This window comes from Puniceibacterium antarcticum, assembly GCF_002760615.1.
Taxonomy (GTDB): domain Bacteria; phylum Pseudomonadota; class Alphaproteobacteria; order Rhodobacterales; family Rhodobacteraceae; genus Puniceibacterium; species Puniceibacterium antarcticum.
Genome location: NZ_AWWI01000121.1, coordinates 167,497 through 192,976, shown reverse-complemented (window position 1 = coordinate 192,976; position 25,480 = coordinate 167,497). Strand labels below are relative to the sequence as shown.

The 25,480-nt window shown below is 61.6% G+C and carries 29 protein-coding genes; 8 read left to right on the top strand and 21 right to left on the bottom strand.

Features of this window, described 5'->3' with window-relative positions; all coding sequences use genetic code 11:
• Positions 1–84 precede the first annotated feature (84 nt).
• The gene (gene aat / locus P775_RS17975; RefSeq protein WP_099912270.1) at positions 85–720 is read left to right on the top strand and encodes a leucyl/phenylalanyl-tRNA--protein transferase; all 636 of its coding nucleotides are present in this window, start codon (positions 85–87) and stop codon (positions 718–720) included.
• Here the strand turns inward: aat and P775_RS17970 are convergent.
• From P775_RS17970 to P775_RS17910, 13 genes are all read right to left on the bottom strand, one after another.
• Complete coding sequence (locus tag P775_RS17970) at positions 684–1,043, bottom strand: DUF2155 domain-containing protein (RefSeq protein ID WP_099912269.1); 360 nt, start codon at positions 1,041–1,043, stop codon at positions 684–686. The genes aat and P775_RS17970 overlap by 37 nt on opposite strands.
• A gap of 76 nt (positions 1,044–1,119) precedes the next feature.
• Entirely contained in the window at positions 1,120–1,503 is a 384-nt protein-coding gene (locus tag P775_RS17965; RefSeq protein ID WP_099912268.1) for an NADH:ubiquinone oxidoreductase subunit NDUFA12, read from the bottom strand.
• Between the two features lie 116 nt (positions 1,504–1,619).
• A complete protein-coding gene (locus tag P775_RS17960; protein WP_099912267.1) occupies positions 1,620–1,988 on the bottom strand; it encodes a RidA family protein in 369 nt (122 codons plus the stop codon).
• Positions 1,989–2,124: 136 nt separating this feature from the next.
• Entirely contained in the window at positions 2,125–3,390 is a 1,266-nt protein-coding gene (clpX, locus tag P775_RS17955) for an ATP-dependent Clp protease ATP-binding subunit ClpX (protein ID WP_099912266.1), read from the bottom strand.
• Between the two features lie 152 nt (positions 3,391–3,542).
• A complete protein-coding gene (locus P775_RS17950; protein WP_099912265.1) occupies positions 3,543–4,172 on the bottom strand; it encodes an ATP-dependent Clp protease proteolytic subunit in 630 nt (209 codons plus the stop codon).
• Between the two features lie 203 nt (positions 4,173–4,375).
• Entirely contained in the window at positions 4,376–4,696 is a 321-nt protein-coding gene (locus P775_RS17945) for a c-type cytochrome (protein ID WP_099912264.1), read from the bottom strand.
• A gap of 83 nt (positions 4,697–4,779) precedes the next feature.
• Positions 4,780–6,477, bottom strand: a complete 1,698-nt coding sequence (gene soxB, locus P775_RS17940; RefSeq protein ID WP_099912263.1) for a thiosulfohydrolase SoxB — start codon at positions 6,475–6,477, stop codon at positions 4,780–4,782.
• 90 nt (positions 6,478–6,567) lie between these two features.
• Positions 6,568–7,416: a sulfur oxidation c-type cytochrome SoxA gene (gene soxA / locus P775_RS17935; RefSeq protein ID WP_099912262.1), complete on the bottom strand. Its 849-nt coding sequence runs from the start codon at positions 7,414–7,416 to the stop codon at positions 6,568–6,570.
• Positions 7,417–7,470: 54 nt separating this feature from the next.
• The gene (gene soxZ / locus P775_RS17930; RefSeq protein ID WP_099912261.1) at positions 7,471–7,800 is read right to left on the bottom strand and encodes a thiosulfate oxidation carrier complex protein SoxZ; all 330 of its coding nucleotides are present in this window, start codon (positions 7,798–7,800) and stop codon (positions 7,471–7,473) included.
• Positions 7,801–7,817: 17 nt separating this feature from the next.
• The gene (gene soxY / locus P775_RS17925) at positions 7,818–8,237 is read right to left on the bottom strand and encodes a thiosulfate oxidation carrier protein SoxY (RefSeq protein ID WP_099912260.1); all 420 of its coding nucleotides are present in this window, start codon (positions 8,235–8,237) and stop codon (positions 7,818–7,820) included.
• A 98-nt stretch (positions 8,238–8,335) separates the two neighbouring features.
• Positions 8,336–8,809, bottom strand: a complete 474-nt coding sequence (gene soxX, locus P775_RS17920) for a sulfur oxidation c-type cytochrome SoxX (RefSeq protein ID WP_099912259.1) — start codon at positions 8,807–8,809, stop codon at positions 8,336–8,338.
• 108 nt (positions 8,810–8,917) lie between these two features.
• Positions 8,918–9,496, bottom strand: a complete 579-nt coding sequence (locus P775_RS17915) for a thioredoxin family protein (protein ID WP_099912258.1) — start codon at positions 9,494–9,496, stop codon at positions 8,918–8,920.
• Positions 9,497–9,508: 12 nt separating this feature from the next.
• Positions 9,509–10,246, bottom strand: coding sequence for a cytochrome c biogenesis CcdA family protein (locus P775_RS17910; protein WP_099912257.1), 738 nt, complete (start codon positions 10,244–10,246; stop codon positions 9,509–9,511).
• A 79-nt stretch (positions 10,247–10,325) separates the two neighbouring features.
• Between P775_RS17910 and P775_RS17905 the strand changes: the two genes are divergently transcribed.
• Both P775_RS17905 and P775_RS17900 read left to right on the top strand, forming a co-directional pair.
• On the top strand, positions 10,326–10,697 hold the full coding sequence (locus P775_RS17905; protein ID WP_099912256.1) for a thioredoxin family protein: 372 nt from the start codon (positions 10,326–10,328) through the stop codon (positions 10,695–10,697).
• Positions 10,698–10,752: 55 nt separating this feature from the next.
• Entirely contained in the window at positions 10,753–11,088 is a 336-nt protein-coding gene (locus P775_RS17900) for an ArsR/SmtB family transcription factor (RefSeq protein WP_099912255.1), read from the top strand.
• Positions 11,089–11,463: 375 nt separating this feature from the next.
• Here the strand turns inward: P775_RS17900 and P775_RS17895 are convergent, their stop codons facing one another.
• Positions 11,464–12,009, bottom strand: a complete 546-nt coding sequence (locus P775_RS17895; RefSeq protein WP_099912254.1) for a peptidylprolyl isomerase — start codon at positions 12,007–12,009, stop codon at positions 11,464–11,466.
• The gene (locus P775_RS17890; protein WP_099912253.1) at positions 12,002–12,508 is read right to left on the bottom strand and encodes a peptidylprolyl isomerase; all 507 of its coding nucleotides are present in this window, start codon (positions 12,506–12,508) and stop codon (positions 12,002–12,004) included. Before P775_RS17890 ends, P775_RS17895 begins: the two co-directional genes overlap by 8 nt.
• 126 nt (positions 12,509–12,634) lie before the next feature.
• Here P775_RS17890 and P775_RS17885 point away from each other — a divergent pair, with 126 nt between their 5' ends.
• The 5 genes from P775_RS17885 (at position 12,635) to P775_RS17865 (ending at position 18,149) form a co-directional block, all read left to right on the top strand.
• Entirely contained in the window at positions 12,635–13,822 is a 1,188-nt protein-coding gene (locus P775_RS17885; RefSeq protein ID WP_099912252.1) for a phosphoglycerate kinase, read from the top strand.
• 98 nt (positions 13,823–13,920) lie between these two features.
• On the top strand, positions 13,921–14,223 hold the full coding sequence (locus P775_RS17880; protein WP_099912251.1) for an FtsB family cell division protein: 303 nt from the start codon (positions 13,921–13,923) through the stop codon (positions 14,221–14,223).
• Positions 14,224–14,442: 219 nt separating this feature from the next.
• Positions 14,443–15,444, top strand: a complete 1,002-nt coding sequence (pdhA, locus tag P775_RS17875) for a pyruvate dehydrogenase (acetyl-transferring) E1 component subunit alpha (protein WP_099912250.1) — start codon at positions 14,443–14,445, stop codon at positions 15,442–15,444.
• Positions 15,445–15,455: 11 nt separating this feature from the next.
• Positions 15,456–16,799, top strand: a complete 1,344-nt coding sequence (locus tag P775_RS17870) for a pyruvate dehydrogenase complex E1 component subunit beta (RefSeq protein ID WP_099912249.1) — start codon at positions 15,456–15,458, stop codon at positions 16,797–16,799.
• 96 nt (positions 16,800–16,895) lie between these two features.
• Positions 16,896–18,149, top strand: a complete 1,254-nt coding sequence (locus tag P775_RS17865) for a 2-oxo acid dehydrogenase subunit E2 (RefSeq protein WP_099912248.1) — start codon at positions 16,896–16,898, stop codon at positions 18,147–18,149.
• A gap of 192 nt (positions 18,150–18,341) precedes the next feature.
• On the opposite strand, the gene cysE is transcribed toward P775_RS17865, so the two are convergent.
• From cysE to P775_RS17835, 6 genes are read right to left on the bottom strand one after another with little or no spacing between them, the layout of a single operon-like run.
• A complete protein-coding gene (gene cysE, locus P775_RS17860; protein WP_099912247.1) occupies positions 18,342–19,151 on the bottom strand; it encodes a serine O-acetyltransferase in 810 nt (269 codons plus the stop codon).
• A gap of 29 nt (positions 19,152–19,180) precedes the next feature.
• Positions 19,181–19,612, bottom strand: coding sequence for a DUF7742 family protein (locus P775_RS28155; protein ID WP_180287491.1), 432 nt, complete (start codon positions 19,610–19,612; stop codon positions 19,181–19,183).
• Positions 19,609–23,511 (bottom strand): baseplate multidomain protein megatron, encoded by a 3,903-nt coding sequence (locus tag P775_RS17850; protein ID WP_099912444.1) that lies wholly within the window; start codon positions 23,509–23,511, stop codon positions 19,609–19,611. Before P775_RS17850 ends, P775_RS28155 begins: the two co-directional genes overlap by 4 nt.
• Complete coding sequence (locus P775_RS17845) at positions 23,511–23,954, bottom strand: C40 family peptidase (protein WP_180287490.1); 444 nt, start codon at positions 23,952–23,954, stop codon at positions 23,511–23,513. The genes P775_RS17850 and P775_RS17845 overlap by 1 nt, the downstream gene beginning before the upstream one ends.
• Positions 23,951–24,835 carry a DUF2163 domain-containing protein gene (locus P775_RS17840; protein ID WP_099912246.1) on the bottom strand — a complete coding sequence of 295 codons (885 nt, stop codon included), beginning with the start codon at positions 24,833–24,835 and terminating at the stop codon, positions 23,951–23,953. Before P775_RS17840 ends, P775_RS17845 begins: the two co-directional genes overlap by 4 nt.
• Positions 24,835–25,467, bottom strand: coding sequence for a DUF2460 domain-containing protein (locus P775_RS17835; protein WP_099912245.1), 633 nt, complete (start codon positions 25,465–25,467; stop codon positions 24,835–24,837). Before P775_RS17835 ends, P775_RS17840 begins: the two co-directional genes overlap by 1 nt.
• Positions 25,468–25,480 lie beyond the last annotated feature (13 nt).

Here is a 25,480-nt window from a genome sequence, read left to right as displayed (position 1 = left end):
GCGCGACATGAGCGCGGTTGCGCCCAAGACTTTTCGAAAAAGTCTTGCCAAAAGTTTTCTGAAAACTTTTGGCGGCGCGGCGTCGTGACTGTCTCGCCGGATCTGTTGTTGCAGGCCTATCGCAACGGCATCTTTCCAATGTCAGAAAGCCGCGACGACCCGGATATCTTTTGGGTTGACCCGCAGCGGCGGGGCGTGTTTCCGCTGGATGGCTTTCACGTCTCGCGCAGTCTGGCGCGCAGGCTGGTGCGGGGTGGCTATAGCGTCACCATCAATACGGATTTTACCGGCGTGATCGACGCCTGCGCAGACCGTGCAGAGACCTGGATCAATGCCGAGATTCGCGCGCTTTACACCACCCTCTTTGCGCTTGGGCGCGCCCATTCGCTGGAGGTCTGGCAGGAGGGGGTTCTGTCGGGCGGGGTCTACGGCGTCACCATCGGCGCGGCATTCTGTGGCGAATCGATGTTTTCGCGCCGTACCGATGCGTCAAAGCTGGCGCTGACCTGGCTGGTGGATCACCTGAACCGCACCGGGTTCACCCTGTTTGACACGCAGTTTCTGACACCGCATCTGGCGTCTTTGGGCGCGGTAGAAATCAGCCGGATCGAATACCATAACCGGCTGCAGCGGGCGGTGGCACAAACAGCCGATTTTTCAGGGGTGCCGCTGGCGGCGTCCGCTCAGGACGTTCTGCAGCGCATGACCCAGACGTCGTAGCGCGGGTGGTCCATGGCGTTCAGCGCCGGGGCCGAGGCGACCATCCAGCCGCGAAAGATCGGATCCGGCTTGCCCGTCTCGCGAATCGTGACAAAGGCATAGGCATCGCCTGCCGGGTCATCCTCTGGGTAGCGGCAATCGTCCAGTTCCACATCAATGCGCCCAAGAGCCTGATGTTCACCGTTGGACAGCTGCATGTCGGTGACTTTGCCGCTGAGCTTGTCCAGAGCGCGCAGGGTTGCGCCATTTGTGTCGGTCACGGCCTCCTGGGCGGAGGCAGAGGTGGTGATCGCCAAGATAACAAGCACTGCAAAACGGATCATTTAACCCTCTTTTCGCAGGGTCTCACCGGGGTCAGGGACGCCGATGCGCTGCTGCGGCTCTGATTTGTGGACATGGTTATTCCGGGCTCCACGCCTCGTAATCGCTTCGATCCTTCGGGGTCACGCGGCGGATCGACCCGGCAGGCGCATAGGCCTGCGCCGTGCCCGTGAGGTTTTCCTGATGCGGTTTTTCCCAGACCTTGTGGGCCATGGGCCGTTCGGTCGGGGGTTCCTGATAGGTGTGATGCAGCCAGCCGTGCCATTCCGGACCGATCCGCGTGGCTTCGGCTTCGCCGTTGAAGATGACCCAGCGCCGCTTGCCGTCAGCGGTCTGATAGAAGATGTTCCCTTGCGAGTCATCGCCCACCCGCTGGCCTTTGCGCCAAGTGTAGAGTTGGGTGTTGAGCGTCTGGCCGTTCCACCATGTCACGGCGCGCAAAAGGGTGCTGAGAATGCCCATGGATGACTCCTCTGAAGGTCTGTGCCCTCTATGAACCATCCCGGGATCAAGGTCCAGCGCGGCCTTGCCGCAGCTGCATCCTCAGCCCCCGGGACAGCCGGATTTTCGCCTACAATTCAAAGGGTCTGAGGTGCCAGTGCGGTCAGTTCGATTTCGATGCGGTATTTCGCATCGATCAAGCCGCATTCGATCATCGTGGCGACCGGCGGATTGTCCCCGAAGGTTTCCGCTAGGATCGGCCAGCATTTTTCGAAATCCGATGCGAGCGGCAGATAATAGGTCACCCGGACAGCATCAGAAAAGCCCGCCCCGGCCTGACGCAGGGCCCAGCCGATGGTGCCAAGCGCCGTGCGGCACTGTTCTTCGACCGTGTCGCCCTGCCCCACCGTTCCGGCCACATGCACAAAGCCACCGGCGACAACGGCGCGGCAATAGCCGATCTTTTCCTCGAAAGGACTGCCGGAATGGATGCGTTTGATGGTCATGAGGAGGTCCTTTCTGGGGTGGCCAAGACGGATCAGATCAATCCTCTGGCCGCGACAAAGTCAATATGATCCGGCAGGCCCCGGATGCAAAAAGGGCGGGGTTTCCCCCGCCCTTTGGTCGTCCCATGAGGAAAGATCAGCCCGCTGTTGCAGGCTCTTTCTTCTGGTCGGCGTAGATCATCAGAGGCCTGGCGTCGGAATTCACCGCCTCTTCGTTCACCACAACCTCGATCACATCGTCCATGCCGGGAAGTTCGAACATGGTTTCGAGCAGGATCGCTTCGAGGATCGAGCGCAGGCCACGGGCACCGGTCTTGCGCGCAATGGCCCGTTTCGCAATCGCCGTCAGCGCGTCGTCGGTGAAGGTCAGCGCGGTGTCTTCCATTTCGAACAGGCGCTGGTATTGCTTGACCAAGGCGTTTTTCGGCTGGGTCAGGATGGTGACCAGCGCGTCTTCGTCCAGATCTTCGAGCGTCGCCAGAACCGGCAGACGGCCGACGAATTCCGGGATCAGACCGAATTTCAGCAGATCCTCTGGTTCAAGCTCTTTGAAGACCTCGCCCACGCCGCGCGATTCGACGTCACGCACATCGGCACCAAAGCCCATGGCAGAGCCCTTACCGCGCTGCGAGATGATCCGATCCAGACCCGCAAAGGCACCGCCGCAGATGAACAGGATGTTGGTCGTATCGACCTGCAGGAATTCCTGCTGCGGATGCTTGCGCCCGCCCTGCGGCGGAACGGAGGCAACCGTGCCTTCCATCAGCTTGAGCAAGGCCTGTTGCACACCCTCACCCGAGACGTCGCGGGTGATCGAGGGGTTTTCGGATTTGCGGGTGATCTTGTCGACCTCGTCAATATAGACGATGCCGCGCTGCGCGCGTTCGACATTGTATTCCGAGGATTGCAGCAGCTTGAGGATGATGTTTTCCACATCCTCGCCCACGTAACCAGCCTCGGTCAGTGTGGTTGCATCCGCCATTGTGAACGGCACATCCAGGATGCGCGCCAGCGTCTGTGCAAGCAGCGTCTTGCCGCAGCCGGTGGGGCCGATCAGCAGGATGTTGGATTTGCTCAGCTCGATATCGTTGGTCTTTTGGCTGTGGTTCAGACGTTTGTAGTGATTGTGCACCGCAACCGACAACACGCGTTTCGCCATCTGCTGACCGATGACGTAATCGTCGAGCACATTGCAGATATCACGCGGGGTCGGAACACCGTCAGCCGCCTTGAGGCCCGAGCCTTTGGTCTCTTCCCGGATGATGTCCATGCACAGCTCGACACATTCGTCGCAGATGAACACGGTCGGCCCGGCGATCAGTTTGCGGACCTCATGCTGGCTTTTGCCACAGAAGCTACAGTAAAGGGTGTTCTTGCTGTCACCGCCAGAATTCGTCGCCATTTCGCACCTTTCTTCACCGCCCGGCAGCGTTCCACGACGGTGAAATCCCTGCCAGCCGCTAAGTTCCCGTCAGTCTAAGACAGGCATTTCCGCTCTACAATCGCAAATTTTGCTGCGGGCGGGTGTTATCGCCCGCAGACCTTAATGCGATCTTAAGACTTTGCTTCTTCAACGGCTTCGCGGCTTGTCACGATCTCGTCGATATGGCCCCAATCCTTGGCCTCTTCGGGCGTCATCCACAGATCGCGATCAAGCGCCTTTTGAACCGCTTTGAGGGTCTGACCGGAATGCTTCACGTAAAGCTGATACATCCGCTCGCGCGTTTTTTCTATGTGACGGGCCGAAATCAGGATATCTTCGGCCATGCCCTGCGATCCGCCTGAGGGCTGGTGAATCATGATTTCGGCATTCGGCAGGGCAAAACGCATGCCCTTTTCGCCGCCGATCGCAATCACCGACCCCATTGAGGCGGCCATGCCACAGACCAGTGTAGACACCTTCGGTTTGATGTACTGCATGGTGTCATAGATCGAGAGGCCCGCTGTCACCTCGCCCCCGGGCGAGTTGACATACAGGCTGATTTCCTTGGACGGATTCTCTGACTCAAGGTGCAGCAACTGGGCCACGACCAAGTGGCTCATCCCGCTGTGGATCGGGCCGTTGATGAAAATGATCCGTTCCTTGAGCAGGCGCGAAAAGATGTCATAGGCGCGTTCGCCACGGCTGGTCTGTTCAACCACCATGGGCACAAGGTTCATATAGGTTTCTACTGGGTCTCTCATGTCGGCCTGCCTGCTGCTGATGTGTAAAGTGTCTAGCGTCTTGCGGTTACCAGAGTCTTAGTGTTGGTGACTCCTGCCTGCAAGGGTCCGTCATCAAATAGGGTTACGAGGTTCAGCCGACAACCACCCCGCGACCACAGCACCGACACAAAGCCGGGGACGCCCGCAGGCGCCCCGGTTCAGATCGTCTTGTCTGTCCGCACTCAGGGTGCGGTGCTGCGCAGATAACCGACCATCCCGGCGATATCCGCGTCTTTCTTCAGACCGGCAAAGGCCATTCTGGTGCCGCTCACTGCGGCCATTGGGTTGGCGAGAAAGGCCGCCAGAACATCAGCGCCCCAGACACCGCCATGATCCGATATGGCGCTGGAACAGCCAAAGCCCTGCGCCCAGGTCTGCACTTCGGTGATCAGCGGATCGCCGGCGCGGACCATCCCCGCCCCGGCCAGTGTGCCGCCCGCCGCAAGCGTTCCCCTCAGGAACGCCCGGCGCGAGGCCTGTTTTGGATTGGTATCGAACGTCATGTCCTGCCTCCCTTCATATCAACACATGCGCTTATGTGAATGAAAATGCCAAATTTTTCATGTATGCGGGCGGGTGGTGGGGCCTAGGCCCCGACCACCGTCACACTCGTGTTGTCCGCAGGTGTCACCGTGCCCTGCTTGCGGATGTGGCTTTCGACCACGTCCCAGATCGGCGGGCCTTCGGTGCCTTCATTGACGCTTGCCCAGCCGGCCACCACATAGCTGCGGGCGGGGTCGATCGCGTCGCCGGTGGACAGCAGCGTCATGTCCGAGATCCGTTCGCCCTGTGGTTTGGTCACGTCGATGCGGTAGCCGATGCCACCCACGCGCACCATGTCGCCGCCCTGCTGGTAGAACGGGTCCGGGTTGAACAGGTTGTCGGCCACATCCTCCATCACCACCTTGAGGTATTCCCCCGTCATTTCGGTGCGGTAAGCGTTGGGATAGGTCATGGAAGTCATGTTCCAGATATCCTCGCGCGTGATGTCCTGACCGGGCAGGATCGACGGACCCCAGCGCACGCCGGGCGACAGGGCAATCTCTGCCTCGCGTTCGGACAGCAGCGCGTCACAGATCACGTCATCCCAAGAGCCGTTGAAGTTGCCACGGCGGTAGAGCAGGCTGCCGGCTTTGCCGATCACCTCGGACATCTCGGCCTCATACGGGGCGCGCTGTGCGTCGATCAGCGCGGTCATGGTGGGGTCGGGAGTTATCACGTCCGAGAAGATCGGGATCAGCTTGTGGCGGAATCCCATCATCCGCCCGTCGCGCACATCCAGATCGACGCGCGACACAAATTTACCGTTGGAGCCTGAGGCGACGATGATCGTCTGCCCCACCAGCACGGGTTCGGGCAGCGCGTCGTGCGTGTGACCGGACAGGATCACGTCGATGCCCGTCACCACACTGGCCATCTTTTTATCGACGTCAAAGCCGTTGTGCGACAGCAGAACCACCAGACCGGCGCCCTGTGCGCGGACCTCGTCCACCATTTCCTGCATATGCTGGTCACGGATACCAAAGGAGTATTCGGGGAACATCCAGCCGGGGTTGGCGATGGGCATATAGGGAAAAGCCTGACCGATCACGGCAATCTTGACCCCGCCGCGTTCAAAGAACTTGTAAGGCGCGAAAGCTTCGGCCGGTTCGTCCCATTCGGCATCAAAAATGTTCTGACCGAGCGCGGCAAAGGGCAGCCCGGCGACAATCTCGTTCACACGCTCAGAGCCGAGGGTGAATTCCCAGTGAAAGGTCATGGCGTCCGGCTTCAGCCCGTTCATCACATTGACCATGTCCTGCCCCGCCGTCTGGTAGCAGGTGTAGGACCCGTGCCAGGTGTCGCCGCCATCCAGCAGGATCGCATCGGGTCGTTCGGCGCGGATCGCATTCACCACGGTTGCCACCCGGTCCAACCCGCCAACGCGGCCATATTCCGCCGCGAGCGCCGAGAAGTCATTATAGGTCAGCGCATAGGCCGAGGGCGCGCCATCGTCGATGCCGTAAAGCCTGCGGAAATCCGCGCCGGTCACATGCGGCACCTTTCCCCGGTTGTCACCGACGCCGATATTCACCTCGGGTTCGCGGAAATAGATCGGTTTCAGCTGGGCATGGATGTCGGTGATGTGGATCAGCGACACATTCCCGAAGGTGTCGAACTGCAACAGCTGGTCCTGCGTCAGCCGCTGCTGCGCGGCAAGGCGCGACCAGTTGCCGAACCCGCTGCCCCCGACCAAAGCCGAGGCGGCCATGGAAACCTGCATGAAGTCGCGACGAGAGATCATTGCGGACCCTTCCGAAAATTACACATGCGCATGTATGCATGGATTGTCAGTGAAAAACCCCGCGCAGGCCGTGCCGCGCGGGGGATTGGATCAGTTGCGGACTGAGGGGGCTTCGACCCCAAGACCGTTGCCGCGCGAGGCGACATAAAGCTCAAGCGCCACAAATTCCGGGCTGCCGGCGCTGAAGGTTTCAGCGCGGGTGTCGCGGATACAGCCCTGAAACCGGTCCTGCACTTGATTGAGCTTGGTGTTCTTGAGGCGGTACACCGGAAAGCCGTTGATCTGACCCTGGCTCAGGTGGTCGGCGCGGATGTAGTTGCCATAATTGTCCTCATGGCAATTCGCGCAGGACAGCTCAAGCTGACCGTAGCGCGTGTAATACATCTCTTTGCCCTGCTCCCAGGTGGATTGCACCGGACCATCAACCGCCACGTTGACCGGCATGCCGCGCGAGGGCACGGAAATCAGCGCCTCCATCGCGGTCATCTTGCCCGAGGTGTAATCATAAGGCTCGGCCTTGAGGTTCTCGGTCCGGCAGTCGTTGATCTGCATGGCGAGGGTGCGGACCTCTCCGGCAGTTTCATTCCACTTGGGATAGGTCGCGCGCACGCCTTTCATGCTTTCCATCACGTCGCCGTGGCAGGAGGCGCAGGATTTGCCCGCCTCACCCTCGACCGTGTCCCAGGTGATCTGTGCGGCGTCGACCGCCAGAAAGGCGGGATTGTCGAAATCGTCCATCTGGGTCAGCTGGGTGTCCGGTTCACGGAACCGCCAGCCGGAATAGATCTCGGTCAGGCCATCAACATAGGCCGGGGCTGGGGCATGTGTGGTGATCTCGATCTCGCCATTCACGACGAGTTCGTTTTCGTCCGCATCGGCCCAGCCAAGTGTCGCCGTGGCGATGAGGCCGACCGCCAGAGCGGTTGTTGTTCTCAGCATCTTGTCCCTCCCATTGGGGCGCCGGACCTTTTGCAGGCCCGGTCGCTGCTGTTCTCAGCCGACGGTGATCGGTTTGCTGTCTTCGTAGACAGAGCCGTCGTCATCATACCATGTGAACTTGAATTCGCCCGTTTCCGGCACAGTCGCCTGAAATTCGAAATACGGGTTGGTCGAGATCGCTGGTTCCATCGTGACGTCGATCACGTTTTCACCGTTAAAGTCGCAGGTGAAGCGGTTGATGATCGACCGCGGGATCTTGTTGCCGTCGCTGTCCTTGCGCTGGCCGGATTCCATCTGGTGGCTGATCAGCGTCTTGATGGTGATCACCTCTCCGGCAGAGGCCGAAGCGGGAACCTTGACGCGGGGTTTTACGCCTGATGCCATGTGTCTGACTCCTTAACTCAGCCGCCGCAGCCGCCGATGGTGACTTTGATCGTCTTGCTCGTGCGCGCGAAGGTGCCGTCGCCCAGCTGGGCAATGGCAATCACGTCCTGCGTCCCGGCGAGGCGGATGCGTGTGCTGGCGGTCTGACTGCCGGCCAGCGGGCCAAAGGCAAATTTCGCCACGGGCGGCGTCGGGTTGCCTGCGGCGAGCACCAGAATGGCGCTGGCACCGGGGGCGCTGACCTCGATCGGCACGGTGTTGCCGTTCTCGGCAATCTCGGGCGCGATCAGCTCGACCCCTCTGTCGGCCATCTCGGCCCCGCCGGTGAATTCGGCGATCAGATCATCGACCGCCGCAGCATTGGCGCGAAAGGGCAGAAAGCTGACCAGCGCGGCACCTGCCCCCATGGCCAGAGCTTCGCGTCTTGTGAAATCCATTGTGGTCTCCTTATCTTGCGGCGCGGACGGGGCGCTCTGTGTCTCTCAGCGCGATGCGCTTCACTTCTGGCTCAGACCGCGTATGACTTTGGGGCCGGTCACTGTTGTTTCAGCGTCGTCAGGAAGGCCACAACATCCTCGACCTGCTCGGCGCTGAGCAGCGGCTGCAGATCGCCCTTGGCCGCCTTGCCGCTGAATTCGTCACCCGGGCGGATATACCCGGCAGTCTTGTAGAAAGACGGCATGATCGTGCCCGGAAAAGTATGTTTGGCATTGGCGACAAGGCCGCGCAGCTGCGCACTGTCCCAGCGGTCACCCACACCGTCGAGGCTCGGGCCGACAGTGCCCTGAAACGCCGCATCCAGCGACGAGATCTTGTGACAGGCGACGCAGTTGCCCGCCCCACGGTCCGCGAGCACCTTGGCGCCTGATGCGGCATCGCCGGGTGTTCCGGTGAGCGACTCCGCAATGGCACCGGTGTCGCTGAAGGACACGTCGCCCGGCGCAACCGGGTTGGCATATGCCGCGCCTGCTGCCAGCGTCATGGCCAGAGTGAGTGTTGTGAATCTCATGGTCCCTCCCTAGGCTTTTCGATGTCGTGTCGTATCAGCGTGACATTCAGCGTAGCATGACGACTGCCTTGCGCAACACACATTCACACAAATGAATTCTTGCGCATATTAGTCTGTCTTGCCGTTATCGCGTTCCTGAATCATTCTGGCATGGTATCGCTGAAAATCCTCATCGGTATCAAGCGCATATCGCTTTTCATTCACCCAAGTGAACATATCCAGCGTGGTGCCCGGCCCAAAGGCCCCCGGCATGGTTGCCACGGCCGCATCGGCTGCCGACTCACCCTCTGGCACCTCTTCGGGCAGGAAGAGGATGGTCGGGGTGAACATCACACGCCATTTGCGCGCCGCCTGCTTTTCGCTCAGCACCTCGCCGTCCAGATCGGTGACTTCGGTGTCGCCGTGCAGGTTCAGCTGCACGACAAAGTAGTTGTCGGCGATGTATTTGCTGATCTCGGGGCGCGGGAACACCTCTTCGTGCATCTTGGTGCAGTAGATGCAGCCGCGCTGTTCAAAGAACAGCACCAGACGCTTGCCCTCGGAATTGGCCTCGGCCAGATCCTCGCGCAGATCCTTGAAGGTGTCGCGCATCCATTCGGTTTTGTGCAGGCCATCGTCGCCCAGCTCTGCCGCCCAGACCGGCAGTGCCATCAGCATCGCCGCCGCCGTCATCATCAAACGTTTCATAGTGCCCCCTTATCAGCCAAGTGATGTAAACCCCGGAAACCAGCGGATCAACGCATCGGCAATCAGATTGACGCTGTCCGTCACGATCAGGAACGCAAAGATGATCAGCATGACACCCATCACCTTTTCGGTATAGGCCAGTGCGCCGCGATGCCGCGCCGTCCAGCGCAGGAACGGGCCCGAGAACAGCGCTGCCACCACAAAAGGCGCGGTCATACCCAGACCGTAGACCATAAGCAGCAGCCCCCCCCGCCAGATATCCCCCATGCCCGAGGCGATCATCAGGATCGACGCCAGCGCAGGCCCCACGCAGGGTGTCCAGCCAAAGCCAAAGGCCAGCCCCATAAGATAGGCGCCCAGCACGGTGGTGGGTTCAGCGGTGCTTTCCATCCGCGCCTCGCGGTACAGAAGCGGCACCCGGATCACACCCAGAAAATGCAGGCCGAACACCAGCAGCACCAATGCCGCCAGATAGCTGAGCGGCTGGCGCCAGTCGGCAAAGGCCTGCCCCAGCGCGGTCGCCCCCATCCCCATCAGCACAAAGATCGTTGTAACCCCCAGCGCAAAGAACACCGAGGACAGCAGCAGACGCCGTTGCGCGCCCGGCGCGATGCCCGCGTCACTGCGCAGCTCCGACATCGACAGCCCCGCCATATAACACAGGTAAAACGGCACCATCGGCAGGATGCAGGGGGTAAAAAAGCTCAGGATGCCTGCGAAAGCGGCACCGGCAAACGACATGTCCAGCATTTCGGGGGCCTGTCCTTGATCAATTCACATATTCAGATTATGTTGTGCGATCAGGAAACGTCAATCGGATCATGGTCCCATGTCACGGATAATCGCAAGCCTCGCGGCCGTTCTGGCGCTGTGGACAGGGTCCGCAAGCGCCGATCCGACGCTGATCATGGTGCAGCAACCCGGTTGTGTCCATTGCGCCATGTGGGACAAGGCCATCGCGCCGATCTACCCCAAGACGCCCGAGGGTCAGTTTGCCCCGCTTGTGCGTGCCGAACTGCGCGCGGGCCCGCCCGAGGGCATCAGCTATGCCCGCAAGGTGACCTTTACGCCGACCTTCATCCTGATTGACGACGGCCAGGAACAGGCAAGGATCGAAGGCTACCCGGGCGAGGATTTCTTTTGGGGGCTGCTCGGTAAGATCCTGCAGGACCACACAGATTTCACGCCGGGGGCCTCGTGATGCACCTCCCCCGACCCTCACCGCATTTTTCCTTCAACGAACCGGATCTTTCGCAATGACCCTGCCCGTCCTGAGCAACGACATGTCCGACGCGGAATTTGACCGCATCGCAGACAAGGCCAGCAATGCCGCGGCCTTTCTCAAGGCGATCAGCCACGAGGGGCGTCTGATGATCCTGTGCCATCTGGTGACTGGCGAAAAGTCGGTGACCGAGCTTGAGGACCTGCTGTCCGCGCGGCAGGCCGCCGTGTCGCAGCAGTTGTCACGTCTGCGGCTCGAAGGGCTGGTCGTGCCGCGCCGGGATGGCAAGACGATCTATTACCGTCTGGCCGATGACCGCCCGCGCAAGATGCTGGAATGCGTCTACGACTTGTTCTGCAAGGACGACTGAGCACAGGTCGTGTCAGCCTTGTCCTGACCAGACGTCACTTGCACGTATAAGAATGCGTCCACATACTTTGCCCTCACTTCATCTAAGCTCTGGGGGAGGGAGCAGGCGTGCTGAACAAGACTTGCGAACATCTGGCGATTGGCCGGTTTGGGGCCTATTTCTGGGGCTGGGCGGCTGTTCCCGGCTGGCCTGCAACGCGGCTGTGAGCTTTGCCGGGGCTGCGCTGGGGTTGCGCCAATTTATCATGGGCTTTGAACCCGCCGGGTGATTTCAGCTGGATGACACACGGGACGTTTTGATCAACCCCCTCACATGCAGAAGGCGGGGGCGGCCTTGCAGCCTGCCCCCGCCCCCTCTTTCACGCAAAGCGCCGTTTTATTCGGTGACGCGCACCGAGGTCATGCGATCCGGTTCCCCGACAACGGCACCATTGGCCCCGGTGCCGCGTTTGATCGCATCGACCACATCCATGCCATCGGTGACCTCGCCCACAACGGTGTACTGACCGTTGAGGAAGTCGCCGGGGGCGAACATGATGAAGAACTGCGAATTGGCCGAATCCGGGCTCTGGCTGCGGGCCATGCCGACAACGCCACGCTCGAATGGCAGGTCCGAGAATTCTGCCGGAATATCCGGCAGATCAGAGCCGCCCATGCCGGCCTGGCTTATGTTCGCGCCTGCCTTGCCAAATTCCACATCACCGGTCTGGGCCATGAAGCCGTCGATCACCCGGTGAAAGACGACGCCGTCATAGGCACCTTCCTTGGCCAAGGAGGTGATCTGCGCCACATGTTTGGGCGCTACATCGTCAAAGAGGTGAATGGTGATCGTGCCATTCGCCTCTCCGGCGACGTCGACCTTCAGGTCAGTGGCCAGAGCCGGGCTCGCGACCAGTGCCAGCAGCAGCGCAAGCTTATGCATCTGCGGCCACCTTGACCGATACCATACGGTCGGGGTTCGCGGGCGGCTCGCCCTTGGTGATGGCGTCCACATGTTCCATGCCGGAAATCACCCGGCCATAGACCGTGTACTGACCGTTCAGGAAATGGTTGTCCTTGAAGTTGATGAAGAACTGCGAATTCGCCGAATTCGGGTTCTGGCTGCGCGCCGCACCAATGGTGCCACGGTCATGCGGCAGCTTGGAGAATTCGGCGGGCACATCGGGGTGCTCTGACCCACCTGTGCCGGCAGAGCGCAGGTTAAAATCCTTTTCCATGTTGCCGTTGGCCACATCGCCGGTCTGGGCCATGAAGCCGTCGATCACCCGGTGAAAGCAGACGTTGTCATAAGCGCCGGCACGCGCGAGCGTCTTCATCCGCTCCACATGTTTGGGGGCGACGTCGGGCAGAAGCTCGATTGTGACGGTGCCGTCCTTGAGTTCCAGCAGGATCGTGTTCTCGGGGTCTTTGATATCAGCCATGTCATGCTCCCTTAGCTTAGGCGTTGCGCCTTAGGTAATGTGCCGCTGCCTGAATGCCAAGACGGTGGATTGACCTCTCTCGCGGGCTCCGTCAAACCTCGGGGCAACATTTTGCAGGAGGGTCCCATGGGCTGGAAGACACTTGATCAGTTGGAATTGAACGGCAAACGCGTGCTGGTGCGGGTCGATATCAACGTGCCGCTGGAAGATGGCCGCGTGACCGACGCCACCCGGATCGAGCGGATTGCCCCCACCATTGCCGATATTCTGGCACAGGGTGGCAAGCCGGTCCTGCTGGCGCATTTCGACCGCCCTAAAGGCAAGGTCGTGCCAGAGATGAGCCTGCAGCAGCTGGTGCCCACGCTGGAAAGTGTCCTGGGTGTGGACGTAGTTTTTGTGGCCGATTGCGTCGGCCCGGCCGCCGAGGCCGCTGTGGCGGCGCTGCAGCCGGGACAGGTTCTGCTGCTGGAAAACACCCGTTTCCATGCGGGTGAGGAAAAGAACGACCCCGATCTGGCAGCGGAGATGGCCAAGCTGGGCGACATTTATTGCAACGACGCGTTTTCTGCTGCGCACCGCGCCCATGCCTCGACCGAAGCACTGGCGCGGCTGCTGCCGTCCTGCGCGGGCCGCCTGATGGAGGCCGAGCTGAGCGCGCTGGAAAAGGCGCTGGGCAATCCCGAGCGTCCGGTTCTGGCGGTTGTGGGCGGCGCGAAGGTGTCGACCAAGCTGGAGCTGCTTTCGAACCTCGTGGAAAAAGTCGATATTCTGGTGATCGGCGGCGGGATGGCGAACACCTTTCTTGCGGCACAGGGCGTGGATGTAGGCAAGTCGCTGTGCGAGCATGACATGACCGGCACCGCGCGGGAAATCGCCGAAAAGGCCGCCAAGGGTGGCTGCGAGATCCTGCTGCCGCGCGACGTGGTTGTGGCGCGCGAGTTCAAGGCCGGCGCCGAGAACGAGGTTGTTCTGGCCGAGAACTGCCCGGCGGACGCGATGATTCTGGATGCTGGTCCCGACAGTGTCTTTCACGTCGGTCAGGCGCTGGAACGGGCAAAGACACTGATCTGGAACGGGCCACTCGGTGCGTTTGAAATTGCCCCCTTTGATGCGGCGACAAATGCGGCCGCCGCCCACGCCGCCAAGCTGTCGCGCGAGGGCAAGCTGGTATCGGTTGCAGGTGGCGGTGACACGGTGGCCGCACTGAACAAGGCGGATGCAGCCAAGGATTTCACCTATATCTCGACCGCCGGTGGCGCGTTCCTTGAGTGGATGGAAGGCAAGACCCTGCCGGGTGTGGCAGCACTGGGCTGAGACTTTGCGGGACTCCCCTCTGGGGGATTCCCATCGCGGGGTGTTTGTGGCATAACCAATGGGCGCGCCCGCAAGAGGCGCGACCCAGAGGCAGAGCCATGAGCATCCTTCGCACCCCCCCCGCGCTTGGCGCGCTGGTCTTTTTCACCATCACCCTCAGCCTTGGGGCCTATTTCACCTTTGCCGCCGTGCAGGGGGATTATGGCGTATTCCGCCGCGCCGAGATCATCATCGAATCCCAGCACCTGACAGAGGAATTGCGCCAAGTGCAGATCGAGGTGGACCGGATGGAAAACCTGACCAGACGCCTGTCGGACGACTATCTGGACCTTGACCTGCTGGATCAGCAGGCGCGGGACGTGCTGGGCCTGATGCGCACGGATGAGATCACCGTGCGCTGACAGCATGACTGTCGCGGTCGGCGCATTTTCTTCCTCAAGAATATACAGCGCACCCTTCAGAAATTTCCGGACAAAATTGTTTTCCGGAATTCATGCCACCCCGAGCATCGACCATCAACACATCGACCATCAGCGCGCTTTACTCGGGCGCACTGGGGTTTTACCCTGAGACTGGTTTAACGCTGAACCATCCGACGCACCCTGGGGGGGATCCTGTACATGGCGATCCGCAAAAGCACCACGCCGGCAGAGGTCTCGGCCGAGACGCTGACCCGCTACTATCGCAACATGCTGCTGATCCGCCGGTTCGAGGAAAAGGCCGGCCAGCTTTACGGCATGGGTCTGATCGGGGGGTTCTGTCACCTCTATATCGGTCAGGAAGCGGTTGTCGTGGGCCTTGAGGCCGCCGCCGAAGAGGGCGACAAGCGCATCACCTCTTATCGCGACCACGGCCACATGCTGGCCTGCGGCATGGATCCCAACGCGATCATGGCCGAGCTGACGGGCCGCACGGGCGGCTATTCCAAGGGCAAGGGCGGCTCTATGCACATGTTTTCGAAAGAGAAGCATTTCTACGGCGGCCATGGCATCGTTGGCGCACAGGTGCCGATCGGCGCAGGCCTTGCCTTTGCCGACAGATACAGGGGCAGCGATCGTGTGACATTCGCCTATTTCGGGGATGGCGCCGCCAATCAGGGTCAGGTCCATGAGACCTACAATATGGCCAACCTTTGGGATCTGCCGGTGATCTTCGTGATCGAGAACAACCAATATGCCATGGGCACAAGTGTGCGGCGCGCGACCCAGTCGCCCTCGCTCTGGGAACGTGGTGCGGCCTATGGGATCAAGGGTCAGGAGGTTGACGGCATGGATGTGCTGGCGGTCAAGGCCGCAGGCGACACGGCGGTCCACCACTGCCGCACCGGCAAGGGGCCGTATATCCTGGAAATCAAGACCTACCGCTATCGGGGCCATTCCATGTCCGATCCGGCCAAGTACCGCACCCGCGAAGAGGTTCAGAAGATGCGATCCGAGCGCGATCCCATCGACCATGTCCGCAACATTCTGCTGAGCGGCAAACATGCGACCGAAGACGCCCTGAAAGCCATCGACAAGGAAATCAAGGGCATCGTCAACGCCGCTGCAGAGTTCGCCCGCGAAAATCCCGAACCGGAAGCCTCTGAGCTTTGGACCGATATCACCGCCGATCTGCAGGCCTGAGGAGACGACGCATGCCCATGGAAATCCTCATGCCGACTCTGTCCCCCACGATGGAGGACGGCACGCTGTCGAAATGGCTGGTCAAGGCGGGGGACCGGGTCAGCTCTGGTGACATCCTAGCCGAGATCGAGACGGACAAGGCATTGATGGAGTTCGAAGCTGTCTCTGAGGGCGTGATCGGCATGCTGCTGGTCGCCGAAGGCACCGCCGGGATCAAGGTCAACACCCCGATTGCAGTCCTGAACGGGGTGGAGGACAGCACAGCAAAGGCCCAAAAAGCGCCACGCACCGCTGCAACCGCCCGGGCCGCACCCAAAGCACCCCGCCCCGATGCCGCACCGCCGCTGTTTGCTGACTGGCCCGAGGGCACCAAGGTCAAGACCCAGACCGTGCGCGAGGCCTTGCGCGATGCCATGGCCGAAGAGATGCGCCGCGACGACACGGTGTTTCTGATGGGCGAAGAGGTCGCCGAATATCAGGGCGCCTACAAGATCAGCCAGAACCTGCTGGAGGAATTCGGATCAAAGCGCGTGATCGACACGCCGATCAGCGAACATGGCTTTGCCGGGATCGCGGTGGGGGCTGCCTTTGGCGGATTGCGCCCGATTGTCGAATTCATGACCTTCAACTTTGCTATGTCCGCTATGGATCAGATTGTCAATTCCGCCGCCAAGACGCTGTATATGTCCGGCGGGGAGATGAGCGCGCCGCTGGTATTCCGGGGGCCAAATGGTGCCGCCGCCCGTGTGGGCGCGCAGCATTCTCAGGATTATGCGGCCTGGTACGCCCATATTCCAGGACTGAAGGTCGCGATGCCCTATTCCGCCTCGGACGCCAAGGGCCTGCTGAAATCCGCCATCCGCGATCCCAATCCGGTGATCTTCCTTGAAAACGAGAGCCTTTATGGCCGCGCCTTCGACGTGCCGGTGCTGGAGGATTTCACTGTGCCCTTTGGCAAGGCGCGGATCTGGCGCGAGGGGCGTGATGTCACGCTGGTCAGCTTTGGCATCGGCATGAGTTATGCTCTGGAAGCGGCGGAGATCCTTGCCCAGGGCGGCATAAGCGCCGAGGTGATCGATCTGCGCACCCTGCGCCCCATGGATACCGCCAGCGTGATCGCCTCGGTCCGGAAAACCAACCGCTGCGTCACCATCGAGGAAGGCTTTCCGGTCGGCTCCATCGGCAACCACATCTCGGCCGTCCTGATGCAGGAGGCGTTTGATTTCCTTGATGCGCCGGTGATCAACTGCAGCGGCAAGGATGTGCCGATGCCCTATGCCGCCAATCTGGAGAAGCTTGCACTGGTGAGCACCCAAGAGGTTGTCGCGGCCGCCAGAAAGGTCTGTTACCGATGAGTGGAATGACAGGTCCGGGCCGGAGTGTGCCCAGCCCACCGATATGTCAGGCAACCCGCCTGCTGTTGTGTCTGACGGCAGCGGAGGATATTGCAGATGCTGGTTGAGATCCTGATGCCTGCCTTGTCCCCGACCATGGAGGAGGGCACATTGACGAAGTGGCTGGTCAAGGCGGGCGATACAATCGCTGCGGGTGACGTGATCGCCGAGATTGAGACAGACAAGGCCACTCTGGATTTCGAGGCAAGAGACGATGGCGTGCTCGACCAACTCCTGATCGCCGAAGGCACCACAGGCATCAAGGTGAACACCCCTATTGCGATTCTGCTGAATGGCAGTGAAAGCCGCCAGAGCGCAGCTTATCCGGTCGGCACGCCACCCTCCAAGCCGCTTCTGGCCCCTGCAGGCAACGGCAACGCCGCGCCACAGGAGGGCGGCCGCGTCTTTGCATCCCCGCTCGCACGGCGCACCGCCGGGCATCAGGGGCTGGATCTGGCGCAGATCAGAGGCAGCGGACCACGCGGACGCGTCGTTCTGGCGGATGTGCTGACTTCTGCCTCTGCCGATCCGGCAAAGGCCGCTGAACCAGCAGAGGCGCCGTCGCACCCCCCACCGGTAGGTGCAGTCAACGACAGCGTCACAAAACTCTATGCTGACCGCCCCCATACCGAAGTGCCGCTGGACAGCCTGCGCAAGGTGATCGCCGTGCGCCTGACCGAAGCCAAGCAGAACATCCCGCATTTTTATCTGCGCCGCGACATCCGGCTTGACGCCCTGCTGGCCTTGCGCAGCGAGGTCAATCAGCAGCTTGGCCGGCCTGGCATCAATCTTTCGGTCAATGATTTCATCATCAAGGCCTGCGCGCTGGCCCTGCAACACACGCCCGAGGCGAATGCCGTCTGGGCTGGTGACCACATCCTGCGCTTTGATGCCTCGGATGTGGCGGTGGCCGTGGCGGTCAAGGGCGGTCTGTTCACGCCGGTGCTGCGCGATGCGGAGGCAAAAAGCCTATCGACCCTGTCAGCGGAAATGAAAGACCTCGCCGCAAGGGCGCGCGCGCGCAAGTTGGTCCCGCAGGACTATCAGGGCGGCAGTTTTGCCATCTCCAATCTCGGCATGTTCGGGGTCGAGAACTTTGATGCCGTGATCAACCCGCCCCAGAGTGTCGTCCTCGCCGTTGGCGCGGGGCTGCGCAAACCGGTGGTCACAGAGGCGGGTGACATCGCAGTTGCCACTGTGATGTCCGTGACGCTGAGTGTCGATCACCGGGTCATCGACGGTGCGCTGGCTGCGCATCTGCTGAAGGCCATCGTTCACAACCTGGAACACCCGATCACCCTGCTGATCTGAGGGCCTGGTCTGAACGCGCGTTTATCCGCCTCAAATGTGTTTCATCTGCCCCGAAATATCCTGGGGTGAATGAGGATCCTGCCCTGCAGGATCCTCAGAGGGGCAAAGCCCCTGCCTGAAACAAAAAGAGCGCCCCCTGAAAGGAGGCGCGCTTTGGGGTCATGTCTGGTCTGCAGACAACGGCCCTGCGCCTCAGGCGCCGCCGCGCAGCAGCTGATCCATGCTCACCGAAGGCTGTGCACACCCCGCCTCGCCAACGATGCGCGCCGGAACACCGGCGACGGTCTTGCAGGGTGGGACATCCTCAAGCACGACGGAGCCTGCGGCGATGCGTGAGCATTTACCGATCCTGATATTGCCCAGCACCTTGGCGCCAGCCCCGATCAGAACGCCGTCACCGATCTTGGGGTGACGATCCTCCTCTTCCTTGCCGGTCCCGCCCAGCGTGACCGAATGCAGCATCGACACATTGTCGCCCACCACGGCTGTTTCACCGATGACGATGGAATGTGCGTGGTCGATCATTATGCCGCGCCCCAGCTTTGCCGCCGGATGGATATCGACGCCGAACACCTCGGAACAGCGCATCTGGAACAGATAGGCCAGATCGCGACGCCCCTCGCGCCAGAGCCAGTTGGCAACGCGATAGCTCTGAAGCGCCTGAAAGCCCTTGAAGAACAGAAGCGGCTGAAGGAACCGGTGGCAGGCCGGGTCGCGTTCGTAAACCGCGACGATATCGGCACGCGCCGCCATGGCCAGTTCAGAATCCGATTGATAGGCCTCATCGCAGATTTCGCGCAGGATCTGTTCGGACATCTCGCCTGAGGCGAGCTTGAGCGAGGTGCGATAGGCCAGCGCGCGCTCGATCGTCGGGTGGTGCAGCACGGAATAATGCACCATGCCGCCCAGCAGCGGCTCGGAGGCCACGGCATCTTCGGCCTCGTGCATGATACGGGCCCAAACCGGATCGAGTGCGGCGATTTTTACGCGTGTCTCAGCCATGACGTCTCTCCTTTGACCCTGAGTCTATATCAGATAGGTTCGGGACAGGAAAACGCAAAGGTTTGATCAGTGTTGTCTGAAGGAGGAATGATCCGCGCAGGCTGCGGCCTTGTGCTCAGCGCGGATGTCGCTGATCGGAACGGCTTTGAGCGGGGGGCTGCGGCCATCGAATGCGATATGGCGCCACCCCGTCGCATCAGCGCACCCAGAACGGAGACCAGACAGGCGCTGAAGTCCGGATCGCGCAGAGGTGGCTCTGGCAGCAGGGACCACTTGCCGGCCCGCGCCATAAGCGTGCCATTGCCCCAATGCGGATGTGCGCGCCCGAACCGACGGCGATAGCGATCCGCGGCATCAGCCTCTGCGATCAGCTTGTCGGCGGCTGTGTCCCGCGCGCCCGGGCTGTCCAGAAGCAGCGCCCGCGCGGCCAGGATCAGATCGCTGTGCAGCACCGGCCTCATGGCGCAAAGACGCATGAGGCGAAGGGACCGGGACCAAACCGCGCCGAAATCTGCGCCACGGTGATGCGCTCCGCACCACCGGCGGCATCTGCGGCCTGCATCGCGGCGCTGCAAGTCCAGGCGGGACTGGTGGTTCGTGCCTCGCGCAGCGTTGTCTCGCCTCGCAGCACACGGATCAAATAGGCCTCGATTTCTTCACCGAGCGGCACATCGTCCAGATCCCAGCTGTCGCCTTCAATCCGGGTTCGCCGGATCCAGCTGAACACAAGGTCGCCGCCAATGCGACGCAGCGTCAGATGCACCGGGCTGTAGGGACGCAACCCGTTCCCGTCAAAGCTGTGTTCCTCATGACCATACGAGGGATCATCGAAAGCACGCGGCGCCGGGCCAATCCGGTAATGACGCATCAGTCGGCGTTGTGACGCCGCCAACGCGATCTGCGGTGGCACACCATTCAGCAACACAACCTGCGATCCGACCGGCCAGACCGTGGGTTGCAGCGCATCACTGCCAAGCTGCCCGCGCAGCCGATGCGTCAACCGCCAGATGTTCGCCCCGATCAATTGGGCATCGCGGAACTGAAACAATTCCCAGTGTCCGGGTGTGCCATCGCCGATGGCCATAAGGTTCCCGCCCGCCAGCAGCGCAGCATCGCTGATCGATTCAAGCGTGCCAAAGACCATCCTGACCTGCAGCGACTGCCCACGGTCGATCAGGCCCGGCCGGGCCGCAGACAACGCCGTCTCTGTCACCCCCATTGTGGCGCGCGCAGAAATGATCTCGTTCAGAGCATAATCGGCATCTGTGGCCGCGTCATAGACTGCAACGCTGCCCGGCCAGGGGATGGCAGAGACGGCGAGGTGCGGCGCATGCGGCACCTCATCCCCGGTGATCAGCGGCAGATCCATGAAAACCGACAGCACCGGCGCCGCCGGGGTGACCGGGCGCAGGTTGACCGCGTCATCGGGAAAGTGCGACGGGGTGTAGAGCCCCGGGTCGATGCGCACCGCGTCTATCATCTGCTGCGTGGTCACCTCGACCCGGTCGATCCGCGCGAGCACCGGCCCGGAGGGCGCGGGCAGTGACACGATATCCCCGGCCCCCAGCGCCAGCTTTGACGGCGGCAGGGCAAAGCGCAGGGTGTCGCGCGACAGTCGCGCTTCGGACAGCCAGCGTTCGAGAATCTGACGCCCTTCGGAGCGGGTCAGCGACAGATCCAGATCGCTTTCGGCGACGGCATGGGTTTCATCGTCCGGCAGAACTGTTTCCTCGGCCACGATCTGATGGTCTCCATCGGCCTGCACGAACCGTAGACGCACACGTCCGGCCATGTCGACGGACGGGCCCCGGGTTTCCTGCAGATCGCCGTCGATCTCCTCGCTCACTGCCAGATCCTCAAGGCGAAGAGCGGTGGGGGACAGGCCGGTGCGGGTGCGGAATTCCAGCACCCCGCCGCGCTCGATCGTGTCAAAGCCATAGGCCAGCATCAGCGGCTGCAGCGCGCGGCGTGCATCCGCCACGTTCGTCACGCTGTAGCCGCGCACAAAGCCGAACAGCCGTGAGGTGTCATAGGCCGAAAGACCGGCACGTTCACAGATCTCGCCCACGACAGACGCAAGGGTGCGCGCCGAAACCCGCCCGTTCAGCCAATGCCCCCGGCGGTAGTTCGGCCCGTCCGACCACAGGGTGTCGGTGTTGGGAAACCATGGATAGGGACGCGCGTCCCAGGCCCACACAAAGGCACGCGACATATCGACCATGGGCCCGTTGTATATGTCAGAGGTCGGATTGTTGGCAGGGTCGTTCCAGAACCCATGTAGCACCCGAAGGTACTGGCGCTGGATCAACTCGTCCCGCAGCCCGCTTGAAAATCTTGGCAGAGTTGATTCCGAGGACTTCGGGTCGATGAACTTGTTGGGCTGGTTGGTGCCTTTGTCGATGGCGGCACAACCAAGTTCAGTAAACCAGACCGGTTTCGACGCCGCAATCCAGCTGGTGGGCTGATTCTGGCGCAGCCCGCCGATCCGGTTGTGATGGGGCTGCGACCACCAGCTGCGGATGTCTTTATAGCGAAACACCCAAGGTTCGTCATAGGCGCCATCGATAATCGCTGCGCGGCTCTGCGCGACCGCATCCTCGGGCGTGGGATAGTACCAGTCGTAACCTTCGCCCCCAGCCACATTAGCGCGCAGATAGTCGAGGTTGTAGATCGAACCGGCGTCTGCATCCGCATGAGAACCGCCATCCCGCCAATCCGAAAGGGGCATGTAATTGTCGATGCCGATGAAATCGATCTGATCATCGCTCCACAGGGGGTCGAGGTGAAAAACCACGTCGCCGCTGCCGTCTTGGGGATGATAGCCGAAATACTCACTCCAGTCGGCGGCATAGCCCAGCTTGACGTCAGCGCCCAAAAGGATGCGCACCTCGGCCGCCAGTTGCCGCAGGGCTGCGACCGCCGGGAACCCCACATGGTCGCGGATCTGGGTAAGGCCAGGCATTTCCGAGCCGATGCAAAAGGCGCCCACCCCGCCGGCTGCAGCACAAAGGGCGGCATAATGCAGGATGAAGCGGCTGTAAGACCACTCCTCTGGACCGGAATAGCTGACCTGCGCGTTGCTCACGTCAAAATCCGACGCGGTGACACTGCCGAAAAAGGCCGCAACCTCGGCCTGCGCCAAAGCGGTGCCATCGCTGCTGCCCGCACGCCCCGGCGCGTGGTCCAGAGTGATACGCCCACGCCAGGGCAGCACTGGCTGGTCTGTGGCGTCAGAACAGGGATCGGGCAGCGTGTTGCCCGCCAGTTGCGCCATGAGAATAAAGGGATAGAACATCACCGACAGGCCATCGTCGTTCATCTGGCGGATCGACTGGATCACCGATGCGTCCGCTGGTGTACCGCCATAGACCGGGCGGCCCGCCTGCATCGGTACCAGATCGGCCGCAGCGCGCCCAAGGCCAGAGACGGACCACGGCATCGGCTTTGCATCAAAGTCGTTCTGTTCGACCTTGGGGCGGAGGTCGCAGCGTCCACAGCGCAGATCAGAGCCGAACCAGCTGACCACCAGCGACACCGCCTTGCAATTGGGCAACTCATCCTGAAGCATCTTGAGAGAGGTGTTGAAATCCGGCAATTCAGAAGGGGAATTGACGTTCTGCACATCATAATGCCCGCTGCCGTAGTTCAGATATTGCGAGGCCGTGGACAGGGCGTATTCGCCCGTGCCGGGGATAATCGCGACGGCCTTGACCACAAGCGGCACGTCGCCTGCATCCGCAAGCTCCGGCCGGGTCACTTCAAAGTTGAACTGTGGCACGCGGTTGCCGAACGGGGCCAGCGCCAGATCTTCGATCACCACATAGGCTGTGCCACGATAGGCCGGCACCTGGCCCACGCCCTCGACTGCCTCGATCCGGGGATCGGGCAGCTGATCGATGCGGCCCGTATAGACGCGCATGTTCAGATCCTTGACCGCCAGTTCAACACCGTCCGCCCAGACGCGGTTCACGCTGGTGATCTCACCCTCGCACAGGGCCAGCGCCAGACTGACGTTGTAGCTGTAGCTCTTGACCTTGGGCTGGGGGGCGCTGCCCTTGCCGCCACCGCTTTTCCGAACGATCTCGGTGAAGTGCGTGGCCCAGATCACCTGCCCGCCAAGCCGCATCCGACCATAGACCTGCGCAATCGGCGCGCCTTCGCCTGCACCCGTCAGGCGGAACCGGTCAACACGGCCCGTCTCGACCGTCTCGGTCCCCTGCCCCAACACACGCTGATCCAGTGCGCGGCCAAGCGTTGCCCCCGCAAAACGTCCGACAGCCGCTGCCGAAAGTCCCAGAACAGAGCCGCCAATCGACCCGCCGATGGCAGCCCCCGCTGCGGAAAGAACAAGTGTCGCCATCATTCAGCCTCCTGCGGAAAGTCAAAGCGCGCAGCGATGCGCCTTTGCCACGGCGCGCTCAGCGCGCTTTCGATCACGCCATGCCCGCAATACGCATGGATAAACGCCGGATGCGCCCCGATTTGCGATTGCAGCCCCAGATGCTTGGCCACAGACCCATCCCGCATCCGGAACAGCAACACATCGCCCAGACCCGCCTGTAACAACGGTTTGGCCACCAGATGTCGCTGTCCGGCGCGCAGCAGCACCTCGTCGCCCTGCGGCTCGGACCAGTCCATGGAATAGGGGGGAATAGGCTCAGGCTCCTCACCATAAATCGCGCGCCAGATCCCGCGCAGAAGGCCAAGGCAATCGCACCCCGCACCCTGACAGGACGCCTGATGGACATAGGGCGTGCCGATCCAGGCGCGGGCCTGGATGATGACCCTTGCGGAGATGCTCATCTGCGGCTGCCCCCGCTGGTTGTCTTGGCCCCTCCAGGCGCAACCACCAGCCAGTCATCTTCTGGGAGGTCAGGAAAGCCTTTAAAATTCAATATGTTGTTGAATTTTAGACGACATGTCGCCAAACGCTTGTCGCATCCCGCCTCAAGCCGGATCTGATCGCCGGGCATCACCTCTGCGCGCAAGGGTTCCCAGATCTCGATCCGGCGCTGGCCGCCCCTGCTCTCATCGCGCTTAATCGGGCTGCTCAGCCCCTGTGCGGCGCCACTTTGCACAATAAGCCGACCGCGCAGGAACCAACCGTCATCGACTCCGTCCAGCAGGTCAAGGATCAGCGTCGTTGTGCCTTCGAGCGCCAGCAAATCGCCGTCGTAGGCATAGCCGGGCGCATCGAGGTCGAAGCTGCACGAAGAATCCCCCAACACCGCAGAGCAAGGCTTCTGAAAGACCCGCCCCATGGGACGGTTCAGCGCCTCGCTCAGGCCCCGCAGCTCGGCCTGAAACGCGCCGCCCGAACGGCGGATTTCACCGATCGTGCCGCGAAACTGGAGTGTCCGTTGGCTCACATCCGCCCAGTTGACCAGCCAGGCCCGCACTGCAGCATTGTCATAACGCCCTGCGGCGATATCCGCCTCGGTGATGGCGTCGCTGCGGAGCACCCCCATCGCCTCGGTATTGTCTACCGAAAGGCCGGTGCTCTGCTGCAGCGCCATCGCCGTAAGACCGGTATCGGCCCTAAACCAGATGCTGTCAAAGCTGAGGTCGGTGTCGTGATCGGTAAAGCCAAGCCGCACACCATCCCGGCGCGTGACGGCCCAGGCCCGCGCAACAGTGGTGATGCCGCTGGCCATATGAGCCGCAAATTCAGCAGACAGGGTCATCAGATTCGCACCTCGACCACAGGCACATCCGGCGCCGTGCCCGCCTGAAAACTGGCAACGCTCGTCAGGATCCTGTCAGAGTCGAACCGCACCGGCACATCGAATTCATAGCCTGCGCTTATTGCGGCACCAGCCTCGGGCGGTACAGAAAAGGTGATCTGGCCCGTTGCAGTGTCGACGGTGTAGTCGGTGCCTTCGCTCAGCTCAGCCCCCTGAATGGCGGCGCGCACCGAGCCAGAGACCGGTTTGGTGATGAGGCGGGCATAGCTGCTGTCGCCGGATCTGTAGCTCTTGATCAGCTGAAAGCTCTGCGTCACACCGTCCCCTGTGGCGATGAGCTGATCGCCGTTGTGTGGCGTTCCCGAGGGTTTGCAAGATTTGAAATCTGACCAATCCTTCCAGCGAAAACCGAAAAGCTGCCCGCGCCGTGCCTCGAAAAACGCAATCAGCGCCGAGAGATCATCGAGAGAGCGCATGCCCATGCCCGCGTCATAGCGGCGGCGCGAATGCGCCCAAGGGGTATTGCGTTCCTCATGACCACTGGCGAGCGTCACCACGTCGGTGCGCCGCTCTGGCCCACCCACCGAACCAAAGCTCAGGCTGGCAGGAAACCGTATCTCGTGAAAAGTCATGCCCCGTCTCCCT

Coding starts and splice junctions, on each gene's coding strand:
- P775_RS17970 (WP_099912269.1), bottom strand. CDS start 1,043: ATGATCCGTTTTGCAGTGCTTGTTATCTTGGCGATCACCACCTCTGCC.
- P775_RS17965 (WP_099912268.1), bottom strand. CDS start 1,503: ATGGGCATTCTCAGCACCCTTTTGCGCGCCGTGACATGGTGGAACGGC.
- P775_RS17960 (WP_099912267.1), bottom strand. CDS start 1,988: ATGACCATCAAACGCATCCATTCCGGCAGTCCTTTCGAGGAAAAGATC.
- clpX (WP_099912266.1), bottom strand. CDS start 3,390: ATGGCGACGAATTCTGGCGGTGACAGCAAGAACACCCTTTACTGTAGC.
- P775_RS17950 (WP_099912265.1), bottom strand. CDS start 4,172: ATGAGAGACCCAGTAGAAACCTATATGAACCTTGTGCCCATGGTGGTT.
- P775_RS17945 (WP_099912264.1), bottom strand. CDS start 4,696: ATGACGTTCGATACCAATCCAAAACAGGCCTCGCGCCGGGCGTTCCTG.
- soxB (WP_099912263.1), bottom strand. CDS start 6,477: ATGATCTCTCGTCGCGACTTCATGCAGGTTTCCATGGCCGCCTCGGCT.
- soxA (WP_099912262.1), bottom strand. CDS start 7,416: ATGCTGAGAACAACAACCGCTCTGGCGGTCGGCCTCATCGCCACGGCG.
- soxZ (WP_099912261.1), bottom strand. CDS start 7,800: ATGGCATCAGGCGTAAAACCCCGCGTCAAGGTTCCCGCTTCGGCCTCT.
- soxY (WP_099912260.1), bottom strand. CDS start 8,237: ATGGATTTCACAAGACGCGAAGCTCTGGCCATGGGGGCAGGTGCCGCG.
- soxX (WP_099912259.1), bottom strand. CDS start 8,809: ATGAGATTCACAACACTCACTCTGGCCATGACGCTGGCAGCAGGCGCG.
- P775_RS17915 (WP_099912258.1), bottom strand. CDS start 9,496: ATGAAACGTTTGATGATGACGGCGGCGGCGATGCTGATGGCACTGCCG.
- P775_RS17910 (WP_099912257.1), bottom strand. CDS start 10,246: ATGCTGGACATGTCGTTTGCCGGTGCCGCTTTCGCAGGCATCCTGAGC.
- P775_RS17905 (WP_099912256.1), top strand. CDS start 10,326: ATGTCACGGATAATCGCAAGCCTCGCGGCCGTTCTGGCGCTGTGGACA.
- P775_RS17900 (WP_099912255.1), top strand. CDS start 10,753: ATGACCCTGCCCGTCCTGAGCAACGACATGTCCGACGCGGAATTTGAC.
- P775_RS17895 (WP_099912254.1), bottom strand. CDS start 12,009: ATGCATAAGCTTGCGCTGCTGCTGGCACTGGTCGCGAGCCCGGCTCTG.
- P775_RS17890 (WP_099912253.1), bottom strand. CDS start 12,508: ATGGCTGATATCAAAGACCCCGAGAACACGATCCTGCTGGAACTCAAG.
- P775_RS17885 (WP_099912252.1), top strand. CDS start 12,635: ATGGGCTGGAAGACACTTGATCAGTTGGAATTGAACGGCAAACGCGTG.
- P775_RS17880 (WP_099912251.1), top strand. CDS start 13,921: ATGAGCATCCTTCGCACCCCCCCCGCGCTTGGCGCGCTGGTCTTTTTC.
- pdhA (WP_099912250.1), top strand. CDS start 14,443: ATGGCGATCCGCAAAAGCACCACGCCGGCAGAGGTCTCGGCCGAGACG.
- P775_RS17870 (WP_099912249.1), top strand. CDS start 15,456: ATGCCCATGGAAATCCTCATGCCGACTCTGTCCCCCACGATGGAGGAC.
- P775_RS17865 (WP_099912248.1), top strand. CDS start 16,896: ATGCTGGTTGAGATCCTGATGCCTGCCTTGTCCCCGACCATGGAGGAG.
- cysE (WP_099912247.1), bottom strand. CDS start 19,151: ATGGCTGAGACACGCGTAAAAATCGCCGCACTCGATCCGGTTTGGGCC.
- P775_RS28155 (WP_180287491.1), bottom strand. CDS start 19,612: ATGAGGCCGGTGCTGCACAGCGATCTGATCCTGGCCGCGCGGGCGCTG.
- P775_RS17850 (WP_099912444.1), bottom strand. CDS start 23,511: ATGGCGACACTTGTTCTTTCCGCAGCGGGGGCTGCCATCGGCGGGTCG.
- P775_RS17845 (WP_180287490.1), bottom strand. CDS start 23,954: ATGAGCATCTCCGCAAGGGTCATCATCCAGGCCCGCGCCTGGATCGGC.
- P775_RS17840 (WP_099912246.1), bottom strand. CDS start 24,835: ATGACCCTGTCTGCTGAATTTGCGGCTCATATGGCCAGCGGCATCACC.
- P775_RS17835 (WP_099912245.1), bottom strand. CDS start 25,467: ATGACTTTTCACGAGATACGGTTTCCTGCCAGCCTGAGCTTTGGTTCG.